Genomic DNA, 15,598 nt, shown 5'->3' on the forward strand with positions numbered 1-15,598 from the left:
CTGAACTGAATGTCATTTTTAAATTAGCAGTATCATCGCTTCATCAGGACACACCATGACCCCATATCGTCTGACCAAGCTATCGCTAGCCATCGGCCTTTCCATCGCCACCACCTCCGCCATCGCGAGCCCGCAGGCGTTCATGTCGTCACGCTCCTTCGCCATGGGCGGCACCGGTGTTGCCGTCGCCCATCCGGCTGCGGCGGGCGCCACCAATCCGGCGATGATGGCTGCAGACCACCATGAATGGTCCAACGATTTTGGTCTGATGCTGCCCTCCGTCAACGCCCGCTTTGCGGACGAAGAGGAAACCGTTGATCAGATCGACGATATTCAGGACACGATTGATCGCTTCCAGGAACTGGATAAGACGTCCAACCCGCAAGATGCCCGCCAAGCCGCCGGTGACCTGAGACGCCAGCTCAATGACTTTGACCGCGACACCGTCCGGATTGACGGCGGCCTGGGACTCGCCCTGGCCGTGCCCACCGAGTCTTTTGCCGTCGGCTTTTTCACCAACGGCAACGTCCGCGCCACCGTCCGCGGGGAGTTCGACGAGGACGACGAGCAGTTTCTGGCCGACCTGGAAACGGCAAGCATCGTCGACCTGATTGCCGCCGATCTCGACCGTGACCTGGAGTCCCGCGGCCGCATCCTGGCCTCTGCCGTCGCCGAAGTAGGCCTTTCCATTGCCACTTCCATAGAGCTTCAGGACAGCTCACGGCTGCAACTCGGCGTATCGCCAAAATACGTTCAACTGCGCACCTTCCAATACACCGAAACCGTCTCCGGGTTTGAGGACGACGAGTTCGACAGCGACGAATACCAGACCGACAAGAGCGGGTTCAACCTGGACGTGGGCGCCGCCTACGCTTTCGGATCCCGCAACCAGTGGAATGCCGGCATTGCGGTCAAGAACCTGATCCCGATGGAGCTGGACTCTGCAGCCAGCCGCCCCGACGAGGAAAAGCGCACTCTGGAACTTGACCCGATGGTAACTGCGGGCATCGCCCATAAAGGCGACTTCCACGTGCTGACCGCAGAAGTGGACCTGACGGAAAAGAAAGCCTTCGGCTATGAGGATGACACCCAGTGGGTTGCCCTCGGCGCGGAATTCGACGCTTTCCGCTACGCGCAACTTCGCTTCGGCGTGCGCCAGAACCTGGCCAGCAATGACGACAACGATGGCATCGAGGAAGACACCCAGTTTACGGCCGGTATCGGCCTGTCGCCCTTCGGTGCCCGCCTCGATATCGGCGGCCTGATCAGCGATGCCGATCTGGGCGCGGCGATTGAGTTCGGCGCTGCGTTCTAAGCCTGTTGTATAGAAGCAGTCCACCAAGCCCGGTTTGATACCGGGCTTTTTTTGTGGCCAACCGGTTTGCCTGTGGCCAGCCTTGCCGGGATAATCCCCAGAGCAACATCCCTCAAGGAGCAGAACCCAATCCATGAAAACCTATCTGGTGGGCGGAGCCGTCCGTGATGAACTTCTTGGTCTGCCGGTCAAAGACCGGGACTGGGTGGTCACCGGTGCAACGCCGGAAGACATGTTGCGAAAGGGCTTCAAGCAGGTAGGCGCGGATTTTCCGGTATTCCTTCACCCAGACACCCGGGAGGAGTACGCATTAGCACGAACGGAACGAAAGCAGGGGCGAGGCTACCACGGATTTACCGTGTACAGCGCCCCGGACGTGCCCCTTGAGGACGATCTGAAGCGCCGTGACCTGACCATCAACGCCATGGCAAAGTCCACCGCAGGTGAAATTGTCGACCCCTTCCACGGCCGCCAGGACCTGCAGGATCACAAACTACGCCACGTTTCCGAGGCCTTCGCCGAGGACCCGCTGCGCATACTGCGCACCGCACGCTTTGCTGCCCGCCTGCAGCCCCAGGGATTCACCATTGCCGAACCCACCATGGCGCTGATGCGGCAGATGGTGGACCAGGGCGAGGTCGGCGACCTGGTGCCGGAGCGGGTATGGCAGGAAATCCAGCGAGCGTTGCATGAGCAGGAACCCGGCACCTTTTTCGAAGTTCTGCGTGAATGCGGCGCACTGGCCGTCCTTATACCGGAGCTTGAGCCACTCGAGGCGTTTTCAGGCGCCATCGGCGCCTTGCGCCGTGCCCACGAAAGCAGCGATGATACGAGTGTCCGCTTCGCCGCGCTGCTTTCCCCCCTGGCGCCAGCCGAAGCCCGGAATCGAGCCAGGGCACTGAAAGCCCCCAACGACTGCCAGGATCTCACCCGCCTCATCACCGACGTGATACCAAAGATTCACACTATAACGTCTCACGACGCCGACCTGTTGCTGGACATGCTGGATGGAGCAGACGTGTGGCGTCGGGCAGACCGATTTTCCGGCCTATTGGTTGCTCTGAAATGCGCGCTGCCGGAGCCAGAGCGGCACAGGGTGGATTTGCTGAAATCCGCGCAACACGCCGCCACCGGGGTACAGGCGAAAACCCTGATGGAACAAGGGTTTCGTGGAAAAGAACTGGGTGAAGCAATCCGCAAAGAGCGGTTACGGCGTATCCTCGCATTCCTCAACAAAGAGTAGACACGCGATGGCATCCTCAACACCTGTAGTGCTCATTACCGGCGCAGCGCATCGGCTTGGCGCCCATACCGCCAGACATCTCCACCAACGCGGCTGGAACCTGGTCATTCATTACCGTTCGCGGGAGGCGGACGCAAACGCCCTTCGTGACGAGCTCAACAGCATCCGACCGAAATCGGCGGTTGCCATCCAGGCCGATCTTGCCGCCCCGGATCAGACAGAACTGCTGGCCCGCAAGGCAGTTTCCACCTGGGGTCGACTTGATGGCCTGGTGAACAACGCCTCGGTGTTCTACCCGAACCCTACACAGGACGCCAGCCCAGGTGACTGGGACGCGATCATGAACACCAACCTGCGGGCGCCTTTTTTTCTCGGCCAGGCCTGCCTGCCAGCGTTGAAACTGTCACAGGGCGCCATCGTGAATCTTATCGACATCTACAGCCAACGGCCGCTGGCCGACCATCCACTATACTGCGCCAGCAAGTCCGGGCTCGCTTCACTGACCCTGTCCTGGGCGAAGGACCTGGCACCGGAGGTACGTGTAAATGGGGTTTCACCAGGCGCGATCCTTTGGCCAGAGGGTGACGCGGCGATCGACGAAGGTTACCAGCAAAGTATACTGGCCAAGACGCCCCTGGCCCGCACCGGCAAGCCGGAGGACATTGCTGGCGCCATCGCCTTCCTGCTGTGCGACGCCCCGTTTGTCACCGGCCAGATCCTCGCGGTGGATGGCGGACGCAGCCTCAATATGTAAAACCATCGCAGTTGCCTGCTTTGGCCCACTCTCGCTTTCCGATACAATGAAGCCAGCTTTTAAAATCTGCGTGCAAACCGGAGAGACTCCATGCGTGATGTAGTTATCGTAGCCGCCAAACGTACCGCCGTCGGCAGCTTCGGCGGCGGGCTGTCCAGCCTGAGTGCCGATAAGCTGGGCAGCGCCGTTATCAAAGCCCTGCTTGAAGAAACCGGTGTTGCTGCCGATCAGGTCAACGAAGTGGTCCTTGGCCAGGTTCTGACGGCCGGTTGCGGACAGAATCCGGCACGCCAGGCGTCCATCAACGCCGGCATCCCCGCCTCTGTACCGGCAATGACGATCAACAAGGTATGTGGCTCGGGACTGAAGGCGGTGCACATGGCGGTCCAGGCCATTCGCTGCGGCGATGCCGAGCTGATGATTGCCGGTGGTCAGGAGAGCATGAGCCAGGCTCCCCACGTGCTGCCCAACAGCCGCAACGGCCAGCGCATGGGTAACTGGAACATGGTGGACACCATGATTTCCGATGGCCTTTGGGATGCCTTTAACGACTACCACATGGGCGTCACCGCAGAAAACATCGTGGAGAAGTACGGCATCACCCGTGAAGAACAGGATGAGTTTGCTGCCGCGTCCCAACAGAAGGCGGCCGCCGCGATCGACGCTGGCTACTTCGAAAGCCAGATTGTTCCCATCACTATTCCTCAGCGCAAGGGCGATCCACTGATCGTCAACACGGACGAGAACCCGCGCGCTGGCGTAACCGCGGACAGCCTGGGCAAGCTTCGTGGCGCGTTCAAAAAGGATGGAACCGTCACCGCCGGCAATGCGTCTTCCCTTAACGACGGCGCGGCGGCCGTCATCGTGTGCAGCGCCGACAAGGCCAAGGAACTTGGGCTTGAGCCTCTGGCCACTATCAGGGCTCATGCCAATGCCGGTGTCGACCCGGCCATTATGGGCACCGGCCCGATCCCTGCTAGCCAGCGCTGCCTGAAACTGGCCGGTTGGTCGGTGGACGATCTGGATCTGGTGGAAGCGAACGAAGCCTTCGCCGCCCAGGCCATTTCCGTTAATCGGGATCTGGGATGGGATACCGCGAAGGTCAATGTGAACGGTGGTGCCATCGCACTGGGCCATCCAATCGGGGCTTCCGGTTGCCGGATCCTGGTCAGCCTGCTGCACGAGATGGCTCGCCGGGATGCAAAGAAGGGGCTTGCCACCCTGTGCATTGGCGGCGGCATGGGTGTTGCCCTCGCCGTGGAGCGTTGATCACAGGATGTTGAACGTGGTGCTGTTCGAGCCGGAGATACCGCCGAATACCGGCAATATCATCCGGCTCTGCGCCAACACCGGCTGCCAGCTGCATCTGATTGAACCCCTGGGTTTTACCCTGGAAGACAAACAGATGCGCAGGGCAGGCCTGGATTACAGTGAATACGCAACGGTAACGGTACACTCCGACTACCAGGCCTTTTTGGAGAGTGAGCAACCTTCAAGGCTTTTCGGGCTGACCACCAAAGGTAGCCGCGGCTATCATGATGTCGAATACCAGAATGGTGACTATCTGATGTTCGGCCCCGAAACCCGCGGGCTGCCACAGGACATCCGAGAGGCGATGCCGGAGCACCATCGCCTGAGAGTGCCCATGCGACCGGAAAGTCGCAGCCTTAACCTATCCAACACGGTAGCACTGGTGGTTTATGAAGCGTGGAGGCAATTTGGATTTGAAGGGTCGCAGTAACCCTCGCCACAGCGGATGGCCCATTATTGCCGTTTTGCTCATGCTGACTACCTGCAACGCCTGGCCCAATAATAATACGCAGGCTACCCGTGTTATCACCACGCCCTCGACAACGTCAGAAGTGTCTGTGGTCCTTGGCAAACAGATCATCAGGAAGCTCTATGACAGCTGCGGGCTGGACATAAGATATCTGGATGTCCCGGCCGCACGGGCCGTGCTTATGGCAGAGAAAGGCCAGTCAGACGGCGAGCTTGCCCGAATCCCGATGGCCGTCAATGACAATGCTCCGTTGCTACCGCTGGCGACGCCCATCCAGGAGGCGCGCCTGGTTTCGGTGGCTCTCAACGGCAAGGCCGGCGATTCAAAGGCCTCTTTGAAGGGAAAACGGATTGGTTTCCTCAATGGCTATCGAATGATCGCGCGGGTGCTGCCCGAGGATGCGACACAGGTAGCCACCAGCGACACCTTTCAATTGATCGATCTGCTCGAACGAGGCCGTATCGACGTGGCACTGACCCTGGAGTGGGACGCCCTGGCCGCCAAACGCAAGAACCCAAACCTGTCCATTGGCGAGCCACTGCTGCAAGCCCCCCTCTATCACTGGGTTCATGAATCCCGAAAAGACGATATCCCTTGCCTGTCCCGGGCGCTGGAGTCCATGAAGGCATCCGGCGAGATCGACCAGATAATCAGTGACGGTATCGGGCAGGAAACCGCCCAATAAAAAACCCCGCGAACCTGAACCGTTGGCGGGGTTTTTCTGGCGCTTGTGACGAGAACGTATCAGTGAGTCTGTTCTTCCTTCGCTTCCCCTGACGCCTCTTCCTGCTTGCGCTTCAATGCCTGTGCATAGATGGCATCAAAGTTAACCGGTGCCAGCATCAGCGCCGGGAAGCTGCCCCGGCCAACGACGCCGTCAATGGCTTCCCGTGCATAGGGGAACAGGATGTTGGGGCAATAGGCACCCAGCATCTGGCCAAGCTGCGGGCCTTCAATACCTTTTACCAGGAACACGCCAGCCTGTTGAATCTCGACGATGTAGGCCACTTTCTCATCGACTTTCGCGGTCACAGTCAGAGACAGAACCACTTCGTACTGGTTATCGCTGATCTTGTTGTGGGAGGTGTTCAGATCCAGATTGACCTGGGGTTTCCACTGGTCCTGAAAAACCGTCGGGGAATTCGGCGACTCGAACGACAGATCCTTCACATAGATACGTTGGAGCGCAAACTGGGGTTGATTCTGGTTTTCGTTGCCTGCTGCGGCCTGCTCATTTTCAGCCATGTTCAATCCTTTCATTTTCGATAAGGGGCAACCAGGGCCCGTTTTTATGTCAGTGCTGCCGGAACAGTGTAATGCCTGGCTCCGCCGGCTGATGTGAAACAGTGCGACAGTTTACGGTTCAGTTCAAGGCCTGGCAGGGCTGTTACTTCTTCACCAACGGCAGATTGCTGCCTTTCCAGTCCGCAACGCCACCATTGAGGCGAACCACATTGGCGTAGCCTTCTGCATTCAACTGCTTGACCGCCATGGCGGAATGCTGCCCCATCTTGTCGGCTACAATAATCTGCTTGTCTTTGAACTTCTTCAGTTCCGACGCACGACTTTTGATACTATTAAGGGGAATATTGATTGAACCGGTTATCCGGCCCTCGTTAAAATCCTTGCGATCACGGATATCGACGACGACAGCTTCGTCGCGGTTAATCAGATTCACGGCTCCCTGCGCAGAAATTTTCTTGCCGCCACGGCGAGACTCGAGCACCAATATGGCCAGCAGGAAAGCGACAAACAGAGATACCAGAATGTAATGGTTAACCGCGAACTCGAACACCCTTTCCATGAAAACACCTTGCTGAATAGTTTGTGGCGGGATTATACACACCCTTCCCCGAGTACAGAAGGTGACCCGACCGAAGGTGACTGCACTGGCCGGAGGGTGCGAAAATGTTTAGACTCAATGTTCGTTTTAGTAAATTTACCAAACTACCATCGGATTAAGTGATGACTGCCACGCGTAAGCCTACCGCACTGATCATTCTTGATGGCTGGGGCCACCGTGACCCGGCTGAAGACAACGCCATCAGCAACGCCAACACCCCGTGTTGGGATAAGTTATGGAAAAATCAGCCGAAAACGCTCATTAACACATCGGGTATGTTTGTCGGCCTGCCCCAGGGACAGATGGGCAACTCCGAGGTTGGACACATGAACCTGGGCGCCGGCCGGGTGGTTTATCAAAGTCTGACACGCATCGACAAAGATGTAGAAGAAGGTAGTTTTACGGAAAATGCCGTACTTTGCACCGCCATTGATAAAGCCGTCAGCAGCAATCGCGCTGTTCACCTGATGGGCCTGCTTTCCCCCGGCGGCGTTCACAGCCATGAAGACCACGTACTCGCGGCTGCTGAAATGGCAGCCAAGCGCGGCGCCAAGGAAGTCTATATCCACGCCTTCCTCGATGGCCGCGACATGCCCCCCCGCAGTGCAAAAGCGTCACTGGAGAAAGCTGCCGCCAAACTCAAGCACCTGGGCGTTGGCCGGGTAGCCTCCATTGTTGGCCGCTATTACGCCATGGACCGCGACAATCGCTGGGATCGCGTGGAAGAGGCCTACAACGTTATGACTCTGGGCGAAGCGGAGTTCACCTCGACTGATCCCGTGTCAGCGCTGGAGCAAGCCTACGAGCGCGGCGAAAACGACGAGTTTGTAAAGGCCACCCGCATCATCGCCGGCGGCGAAAACGAAGGCACCATCAACGACGGCGACACCGTTATATTCATGAACTTCCGTGCCGACCGCGCCCGCGAGATGACACGCTGCTTCGTCGAAAGAGACTTCGACGGTTTTGAGCGTCGCAAGCATCCGGAACTGGCTGACTTCGTCATGTTGACCGAGTACGCAGCCGACATTGACACCTCGTGCGCTTACCCTCCGGAGCAGCTGACCAATGGTCTGGGCGAATATGTGTCCAACCTCGGCAAAACCCAGCTGCGAATCTCCGAAACCGAGAAATACGCTCACGTTACTTTCTTTTTTAACGGCGGCCTCGAAACACCGTTTGAAGGTGAGGACCGAATACTGGTCCCTTCCCCCAAAGTAGCGACTTACGACCTGCAACCGGAAATGAGCGCGCCCGAGGTCACTGACAAGCTGGTCGAGGCGATCAAGAGCGGGAAATACGACCTGGTGATCTGCAACTACGCCAATGGCGACATGGTGGGCCACACCGGCAAGCTGGACGCCGCCATCAAGGCGGCAGAATGCATCGATCAGTGCGTAGCCCGCATTACCGACGCCCTGCAGGAAGTGGGCGGTGAAGCATTGATCACCGCAGACCACGGCAACTGCGAACAGATGACCGATCCCAATTCCGGCCAGGTACACACGGCTCACACCATCGGCCCCGTCCCGCTTGTCTACGTAGGCCCACGCAAGGTCAACCTCAAGGACGACGGCAGCCTCAGCGATGTGGCGCCCACCCTGCTGAGCCTGATGAGCCTGGAACAACCGGCTGAAATGACCGGGCACAGCCTGGTGGAGATCGGTTGACTATGCGTCTTTGGCTGGCGTTGGCGATGCTTGCAGTCGCCACGCCAGCGCTGGCGGAGCAACAGGTCACACCTGGCCAGATAGAAGATCTCAAGGAAGAGATTGCCGATATTGATGAGTGGCTTGCCGACGCCGAGGAAGACCGCTCCTCGCTGGAGCAACAACTCTCCGGGCTCGAACAGGATATAGGGCGGCTCACCCGCGAACGCCGCGAACTCCGCCAGAAGGCAAGGGAACAGCAACAGCGCCTGACCGAACTTGGCGAGGAAGAGGCCGAACTCACCCGCGTGCTGGAAAGCCAGCGCGATAGCCTGAAAAAACAGATTCGCGCCGCCTGGATGGAAGGCGACGCGCCTGCGGTCAAAGTCCTGCTCAACGAGATTGACCCGGACAAAATCGCCCGCACCATGACCTACTACGAATACCTCAGCCGGGACACGATTGACCGTCTGGAGGCGTTCGCCGCAAACCTCCACCAACTGAAAGAAACCCAGAAGCAGGTCAAGGCCGGGCGGCTACGGTTGGCAGAGCTGGAGGAGAATGTCGCCGACCGCCAACAAAAGCTGAGCAGCCGTAAAAAGGAACGGGAACAAACCCTCGCTTCCCTCAAGGCCGACATCAGCAACCGACTGACCGAACGCGAAGAGCTCGAAGAGGATCGTCAGCGCCTGGAAAAACTGCTGCGAGAGGTCGAAGAGGCCATTGCCAACATTCCCACACCGAATGAGTCAGACCCGTTCGGATCCCTCAAGAACAAGCTGCCCTGGCCCGCGGAAGGCAAGGTTGTCAGTAGCTTCGGTGACAGTTACGCCAGCGGCAAGCTCAAGCACAACGGGCTGTTGATCAACACGGCCGAGGAAGGCGACGTAAGAGCCGTTCACTATGGCCGCGTGGTGTTCGCCAACTGGTTGCGCGGATTTGGCCTGATCACCATCCTCGACCACGGCGACGGCTATATGACGCTCTACGGCCACAGCAGCAGCCTGTTCACCAGCCCTGGCGACTGGGTTGAAGCGGGTGAGGCAATTGCCCAGGCCGGCCGAACCGGCGGGACCAATGACCCCGCAGTGTATTTCGAGGTTCGCCACAACGGAAAACCGGACAATCCCCGGCGCTGGCTTGGCAATCGCTGAACCGGTCCAGGCGCCCCCAAAGGCTGACAAATCAGCCCGGTAACGCCATACTGTCCGGCAACACTTGGGAACAACCAGTCATCGGATTAACACAGGACATGTGAATGAGACGGGTAAGAAGCCTACACCACGCCAGCACACGCGCACTCGCCCTTGCCACCTGCTTAACCGCTCTACCCGGCCTTATTCATGCCCAGGAAGCCGATGAAGACACCCGACGCCTGCTGGAAGGCATCCAGCACGGTGAGCAGGTGGAAATACAGCTACCCGATCCGGAAGAACAACTGCCACTGGACGACCTTCGCAAATTCGCCGAAGTGTTCGGTCGCATCAAAGACGCTTATGTGGAAGAAGTGGACGACCGCCAGCTCCTTGAAAGCGCGATAAAAGGCATGCTTTCGGATCTTGACCCTCATTCCACTTACCTGGCCCCAAAAGACTACGAACAGCTTGAAGAAAGTACCTCTGGCGAGTTTGGCGGTCTCGGCATCGAAGTGGGCATGGAAGATGGCTTCGTGAAAGTCATCTCGCCCATCGACGATACGCCCGCCCAGAAAGCTGGTGTGCAGGCCGGTGATCTGATCATCAAACTGGGCGATCAGCCGGTGAAAGGCATGTCGCTTGAAGAAGCCGTCAAACTGATGCGCGGCAAGCCCGGAACCATCCTTACACTGACGATCATACGCGAGGGAGAATCAACACCGATCGAAATCGATGTGGAACGTGACATCATCAAGGTCACCAGCATCAAATCCCGCATCATTGAGAACGGCTATGGCTACGTTCGCATAACCCAGTTCCAGGCGGATACCGGCACCCAGTTCACCAAGGCACTGGAAGCCCTGGAAAAAGAACACGGCAGTGACCTGGACGGCCTGGTGATCGATCTTCGCAACAACCCCGGCGGCATTCTTCAGGCGGCGGTCGAAGCAGCCGATGCCCTGCTGGATAGCGGCTTGATCGTCTACACGGAAGGCCGCATCCAGAGCTCGCGCCTGCGCTTCAACGCCAAACCCGGTGATGTGATGCCGGATACGCCCATTGTCGTTCTGATTAACGGCGGCTCAGCCTCTGCATCCGAAATTCTTGCGGGTGCGCTGCAGGACCACCAGCGTGCCGTGGTCATGGGCACTCAGTCGTTCGGCAAAGGCAGCGTGCAAACCGTCATCCCCCTGGATGAAACCCACGCCATCAAGATGACCACCGCCCGCTATTACACCCCGGATGGGCGCTCCATCCAGGCCAAAGGCATCAAACCGGATATTGAAGTGAAGCCGGCGCAACTGACAGAACTCGACAGCCAGCCGTTCTTCACCGAAGCGGATCTCAGTGGCCACCTCGAAGGGCAGGACGAGGGACAACAGGAGGAAACGCAAAAGCAAGAAGACGCACAAAGCACGTCTCCGGCGAACAAAGATTTCCAGCTACGCTCTGCACTGAACCTGCTAAAAGGCCTGGGCATTCTCAACAAGCGTAACAAGCCGGCACAGGAAAGCGCGGATTGAAAGTTCTAGCAACACTGATTGCCGCCCTTTTGGCCTCCTTCCCGGTTGTTGCCGGGGAGCACGAGGGGCAGCTTCCCCCCACCATCGCCATCATTATTGATGACATGGGGCACAATCTGGTGGAAGGCGAACGGCTGATCGCCCTGGAACAGCCCATCACCCTGGCGTTCCTGCCTTATCGCAGGTACACCACCAGGTTGGCGGAACTCGCACACCGGAAGCATAAAGAAATCATGCTCCACGCACCGATGGCCAATACCCGCAACATCGGGCTCGGGCCCGGCGGTCTGAACCCGGACATGGATCAGAACAGCATAGCCACTACCCTACGGCGAGCGCTTCAGTCCATTCCCCATGTGCAGGGTGTAAACAACCATATGGGTAGCCTGCTTACCCAACAACTTCAGCCGATGGACTGGGTGATGTCTGAACTCGACCACTACCCGGTCTATTTCGTGGACAGCCGTACCATCGCTTCCTCCATTGCAGGCGAAGTCGCAGCCGCTTACCGCATACCCACCCTCACCCGTGACGTCTTCCTGGATCACGAGCAAACCGAGGAATTCGTGGATCAGCAGTTCGAGCTTCTTATCAAGCGGGCAAAGGAAAACGGCAGCGCCATCGGCATTGGCCACCCTCACAAGGTAACGGTGGATTATCTTGAGAAACGCCTGCCGGAGCTCGACGAGCAAGGAATTGCCATAGCGACCGTCAGCGGAGTCTGGGCCATGAGAAATGGTAACCGGCCGATGTTTGCGGAGGGGGAAAAGCGGGCGATTCGGCCAGCGCTGGCGAAGCAGGAGTGAGGCCCGGCCTCAATCCCGAACAACAATCCCCTGAGCCTTCATAAACGCCTTGGCCTCTGGAATTGTATGCTGCCCGAAGTGAAAGATGGACGCCGCCAGCACAGCATCCGCGCGACCCTCGGTCACACCATCTGCCAAATGCTGAAGTTCGCCAACGCCGCCTGAGGCGATCACGGGCACCGATACAGCGTCGCTGATTGCACGGGTCAGTCCCAGGTCAAATCCGATCTTGGTGCCGTCCCGGTCCATGCTGGTCAGCAGCAATTCACCGGCACCCATGGCGGTCATCTTGCACGCCCATTCAACGGCATCCAGCCCTGTCGGCTTGCGCCCACCGTGGGTGAAGATCTCCCATCGGGGCTCTTCTCCTTCACCACTGACACGCTTGGCATCAATGGCGACAACGATACACTGACTGCCAAAACGTTCCGCAGCCTCACGCACGAATTCCGGATTGAATACTGCCGCAGTATTGATAGACACCTTGTCCGCCCCGGCATTCAGCAGCTTTCGGATGTCTTCAACAGTGCGCACACCACCACCCACCGTCAGCGGAATAAACACTTCAGCCGCCATGCGCTCCACAGTTTCATAGGTGGTATCGCGGCTTTCGTGACTGGCGGTGATGTCCAGGAAGGTGATTTCGTCGGCGCCCTGCTCATTGTATTTTCGGGCCACTTCCACAGGGTCACCGGCATCGCGGATATCGACGAAGTTCACGCCTTTCACAACGCGCCCCTTATCGACATCCAGGCAGGGAATGATGCGTTTTGCCAGAGCCATAATTCGTATTACCCCTTCAGGCTGTCGCAGAAGGCCTGCGCTTCGGCCATGTCAAGAGTGCCCTCATAGATGGCACGGCCGGTAATGGCGCCCAGGATGCCCTTGTCAGCCACAGTAGCAAGGCGTTTGAGATCATCCATATTGGTAACGCCGCCAGAAGCGATCACAGGGATACCGCCTTCTTCCGCCAGTGCAGCGGTGGCTTCCACGTTCACGCCCTGCATCATGCCGTCGCGGCTGATGTCGGTGTAGACAATGGCCTCGACGCCGTCATTGGCAAACCGCTTCGCCAGATCGGTCGCCATAACTTCAGACACTTCCGCCCAGCCGTCAGTGGCGACACGACCGTCTTTGGCGTCCAGGCCAACAATAATGTGACCGGGAAAGCGCTTGCACATATCAGTAACGAATTCCGGCTCTTTCACGGCCTTGGTACCAATAATGACCCACTGTACGCCGGCTTTCAGATAGGCCTCAATGGTTGAGGCCGAACGAATACCGCCGCCAATCTGGATGGGCAAATCCGGGTACTTGCGAGCGATGGCCTGGACGATTTCACCGTTGACGGGCTCGCCGGCGAAGGCGCCATTCAGGTCCACCAGATGCAGGCGGCGGGCGCCAGCATCCACCCAGCGCGTTGCCATATCAACAGGATCGTCACCGAAAACGGTGGAGTCGTCCATACGGCCCTGGCGCAGTCTTACGCATTTGCCGTCTTTAAGGTCTATGGCCGGGATGATCAGCATGTTCCAGTCCAGTTGGTAAAGTTTTTCAGTAACTGCAGTCCCGCCCGAGCACTTTTTTCGGGGTGGAACTGCACCGCAAAGATGTTGTCTCTCGCCACTGCTGCCGCGAGGTCGACGCCGTAATGGGTACGGCCGGCGATGTCCGGGTTGCGCTCGGCTTCAGCGTAGTAGCTGTGCACGAAATAGAAGCGGTCGCCGTCGGGGATATCATGCCAAAGCGGGTGATCCATGGCCTGGTGCACTTCGTTCCAGCCCATATGAGGCACCTTCAGGCGCTCACCATGTTCGGTAAGGTTGTCACCAAAAAAACGAACTTCCGATGGGAACAGATCAATGCAGTCCACCCAGCCGTTTTCCTCGCTTCGGGACATCAGCGCCTGCATGCCTACGCAGATACCAAGCAAAGGTCTGTCAGCAGAGACTTCCCGCACCAGACTATCAATGCCAAGGCGACGAATTTCCGCCATACAGTCACGGATGGCGCCCACGCCCGGGAGTATTACCCGGTCCGCGCTGCGGATCTGCTCGGCGTTATCGGTGACCAGAACACGGGCGTCCGGTGCGACGTGCTCGACCGCTTTGCTGACGGAATGAAGGTTACCCATGCCGTAATCAATAATGGCAACGGTTTTCATGCGAAGAGAGACTTCCTGAATCGTGGTTCTGTCTTGGTTAAGGACCGGGCCGCTTACAGCGACCCTTTGGTGGACGGGGTAATACCCGCCATTCGCTCGTCCATTTCAATGGCCATGCGCAGGGCGCGACCGAAGGCCTTGAACACGGTTTCAATCTGGTGGTGGGTGTTCTTGCCCTTCAGGTTATCGATGTGCAAGGTGACCATGGAGTGGTTCACAAAGCCGTGGAAGAACTCTTCAAACAGATCCACATCAAACCCGCCCACGGCACCACGGGTATAGGGCACATCCATCATCAGGCCAGGGCGGCCGGAAAGATCAATCACCACACGGGACAGTGCTTCGTCCAGAGGCACGTAGGCATGGCCGTAACGACGGATACCCTTCTTGTCGCCAACCGCCTGCTTGAAGGCCTGGCCCAGGGTAATACCAATGTCTTCCACCGTGTGGTGGTCATCAATGTGCAGATCGCCCTTGGAGACAATGTTCAGGTCCACCAGCCCGTGGCGGGCAATCTGATCCATCATGTGCTCAAGGAACGGCACGCCCGTGTCGAAGCTGGACTTGCCGGTGCCATCGAGATCAATCTCGACAGTGATCTGTGTTTCCAGGGTATTTCTTTCTACCCGAGCCTTGCGTTCGGCCATGGGGACTCCAAAGTCATCAGTCGGCACATGCCGGAAAAGTGTCTGCGCGCATTATACCTTTTATGATTCCCCGCGTCCCGCAATGGCCTTTATAGCCTTGATAGCAACGACCATCAGAACGCTTTCTTGAGGTTACTCATGTAGGTATCGACCAGGCTGTTGAACTCGTGCTTGATCACGGGGCTGATTGCCAGTTTCAACAGGCTCGGCAGCGGCACGGTCAGCTCGGCGCTGGTCTGAAATTTCACCGAAGTAGTGCTATCGTCTTTCTTTTTGAGGGCCCAGGAGCCTTTTACCACGCCATTACCCTCGCCTTTCACCGGCTCCCAGGTAATCCTGCCGTTGTCTTTGTCCGCGAAGTACTTGCACGCGTAAACAGACTGGATGGCATGCTTGTCCACGCCCACCTTTTCCATTTCCCAGCGATAAGCGTTATCCCCCAGGTCCACCAGGTTATGCACCTTGGGGAAATGGCTTGCCGATGCGGGTACGTCCGCCAGCAGCTCGAACACTTCGTCATATCCGGCGGGCAGGTCCAGTTCCCGGTTAAGCTCAATAGAAACAGTAATAGCCACTGCTTGCTCCTTTTTATCGTTGTAAGACGCGCTTTATATCGTTGTGTAGAAATAAGGTGCCTATTTTGGCTGATCACTAACGTATTGTCATACACTCAGGCTTTTATTTTGTTACCCCTGGGTTATCCTTGGGCTAATCACAAGCCCAGTTACCGGACACGAA

At 57.9% G+C, this 15,598-nt stretch carries 17 protein-coding genes; 10 read left to right on the forward strand and 7 right to left on the reverse strand.

What is annotated here, in order from left to right:
- Positions 1-55: 55 nt before the first annotated feature.
- The 6 genes from MDG893_RS08685 to MDG893_RS08710 all read left to right on the forward strand — a co-directional run bounded on the left by MDG893_RS08685 (position 56) and on the right by MDG893_RS08710 (position 5,777).
- The gene (locus MDG893_RS08685) at positions 56-1,315 is read left to right on the forward strand and encodes a conjugal transfer protein TraF (RefSeq protein ID WP_040474444.1); all 1,260 of its coding nucleotides are present in this window, start codon (positions 56-58) and stop codon (positions 1,313-1,315) included.
- A gap of 133 nt (positions 1,316-1,448) precedes the next feature.
- Positions 1,449-2,558, forward strand: coding sequence for a tRNA nucleotidyltransferase/poly(A) polymerase-related protein (locus MDG893_RS08690; protein WP_007153386.1), 1,110 nt, complete (start codon positions 1,449-1,451; stop codon positions 2,556-2,558).
- Positions 2,559-2,565: 7 nt separating this feature from the next.
- Positions 2,566-3,312 carry a pteridine reductase gene (locus MDG893_RS08695; protein WP_007153387.1) on the forward strand — a complete coding sequence of 249 codons (747 nt, stop codon included), beginning with the start codon at positions 2,566-2,568 and terminating at the stop codon, positions 3,310-3,312.
- 90 nt (positions 3,313-3,402) lie between these two features.
- On the forward strand, positions 3,403-4,581 hold the full coding sequence (locus MDG893_RS08700; protein WP_007153388.1) for an acetyl-CoA C-acetyltransferase: 1,179 nt from the start codon (positions 3,403-3,405) through the stop codon (positions 4,579-4,581).
- A 7-nt stretch (positions 4,582-4,588) separates the two neighbouring features.
- The gene (gene trmL, locus MDG893_RS08705; protein ID WP_007153389.1) at positions 4,589-5,053 is read left to right on the forward strand and encodes a tRNA (uridine(34)/cytosine(34)/5-carboxymethylaminomethyluridine(34)-2'-O)-methyltransferase TrmL; all 465 of its coding nucleotides are present in this window, start codon (positions 4,589-4,591) and stop codon (positions 5,051-5,053) included.
- On the forward strand, positions 5,031-5,777 hold the full coding sequence (locus MDG893_RS08710) for a substrate-binding periplasmic protein (RefSeq protein WP_157132796.1): 747 nt from the start codon (positions 5,031-5,033) through the stop codon (positions 5,775-5,777). The genes trmL and MDG893_RS08710 overlap by 23 nt, the downstream gene beginning before the upstream one ends.
- Positions 5,778-5,836: 59 nt before the next feature.
- Here the strand turns inward: MDG893_RS08710 and secB are convergent, their stop codons facing one another.
- Together secB and MDG893_RS08720 are read right to left on the reverse strand one after the other, a co-directional pair.
- Positions 5,837-6,337 (reverse strand): protein-export chaperone SecB, encoded by a 501-nt coding sequence (gene secB / locus MDG893_RS08715; protein ID WP_007153391.1) that lies wholly within the window; start codon positions 6,335-6,337, stop codon positions 5,837-5,839.
- Positions 6,338-6,479: 142 nt separating this feature from the next.
- Positions 6,480-6,896 (reverse strand): rhodanese-like domain-containing protein, encoded by a 417-nt coding sequence (locus MDG893_RS08720; protein ID WP_007153393.1) that lies wholly within the window; start codon positions 6,894-6,896, stop codon positions 6,480-6,482.
- A gap of 161 nt (positions 6,897-7,057) precedes the next feature.
- Here MDG893_RS08720 and gpmM point away from each other — a divergent pair, with 161 nt between their 5' ends.
- From gpmM to MDG893_RS08740, 4 genes are all read left to right on the forward strand, one after another.
- The gene (gpmM, locus tag MDG893_RS08725; protein ID WP_007153394.1) at positions 7,058-8,605 is read left to right on the forward strand and encodes a 2,3-bisphosphoglycerate-independent phosphoglycerate mutase; all 1,548 of its coding nucleotides are present in this window, start codon (positions 7,058-7,060) and stop codon (positions 8,603-8,605) included.
- A gap of 2 nt (positions 8,606-8,607) precedes the next feature.
- The gene (locus MDG893_RS08730) at positions 8,608-9,738 is read left to right on the forward strand and encodes a murein hydrolase activator EnvC family protein (RefSeq protein WP_007153395.1); all 1,131 of its coding nucleotides are present in this window, start codon (positions 8,608-8,610) and stop codon (positions 9,736-9,738) included.
- Between the two features lie 104 nt (positions 9,739-9,842).
- Positions 9,843-11,243 carry a S41 family peptidase gene (locus MDG893_RS08735; RefSeq protein WP_007153396.1) on the forward strand — a complete coding sequence of 467 codons (1,401 nt, stop codon included), beginning with the start codon at positions 9,843-9,845 and terminating at the stop codon, positions 11,241-11,243.
- Positions 11,240-12,049: a divergent polysaccharide deacetylase family protein gene (locus tag MDG893_RS08740; protein WP_007153397.1), complete on the forward strand. Its 810-nt coding sequence runs from the start codon at positions 11,240-11,242 to the stop codon at positions 12,047-12,049. Before MDG893_RS08735 ends, MDG893_RS08740 begins: the two co-directional genes overlap by 4 nt.
- Before the next feature lie 9 nt (positions 12,050-12,058).
- Here the strand turns inward: MDG893_RS08740 and hisF are convergent, their stop codons facing one another.
- From hisF to MDG893_RS08765, 5 genes are all read right to left on the reverse strand, one after another.
- Positions 12,059-12,832 (reverse strand): imidazole glycerol phosphate synthase subunit HisF, encoded by a 774-nt coding sequence (gene hisF, locus MDG893_RS08745; protein WP_007153398.1) that lies wholly within the window; start codon positions 12,830-12,832, stop codon positions 12,059-12,061.
- Between the two features lie 8 nt (positions 12,833-12,840).
- Entirely contained in the window at positions 12,841-13,578 is a 738-nt protein-coding gene (gene hisA, locus MDG893_RS08750) for a 1-(5-phosphoribosyl)-5-[(5-phosphoribosylamino)methylideneamino]imidazole-4-carboxamide isomerase (protein WP_007153399.1), read from the reverse strand.
- Positions 13,572-14,213: an imidazole glycerol phosphate synthase subunit HisH gene (hisH, locus tag MDG893_RS08755; RefSeq protein WP_007153400.1), complete on the reverse strand. Its 642-nt coding sequence runs from the start codon at positions 14,211-14,213 to the stop codon at positions 13,572-13,574. Before hisH ends, hisA begins: the two co-directional genes overlap by 7 nt.
- Before the next feature lie 53 nt (positions 14,214-14,266).
- The gene (hisB, locus tag MDG893_RS08760; protein ID WP_007153401.1) at positions 14,267-14,860 is read right to left on the reverse strand and encodes an imidazoleglycerol-phosphate dehydratase HisB; all 594 of its coding nucleotides are present in this window, start codon (positions 14,858-14,860) and stop codon (positions 14,267-14,269) included.
- Between the two features lie 113 nt (positions 14,861-14,973).
- Positions 14,974-15,435 (reverse strand): SRPBCC family protein, encoded by a 462-nt coding sequence (locus tag MDG893_RS08765; protein ID WP_007153402.1) that lies wholly within the window; start codon positions 15,433-15,435, stop codon positions 14,974-14,976.
- Between the last annotated feature and the right edge of the window lie 163 nt (positions 15,436-15,598).

The organism is Marinobacter algicola DG893 (genome assembly GCF_000170835.1).
In the GTDB taxonomy this organism is placed as follows: Bacteria; Pseudomonadota; Gammaproteobacteria; order Pseudomonadales; family Oleiphilaceae; genus Marinobacter; species Marinobacter algicola.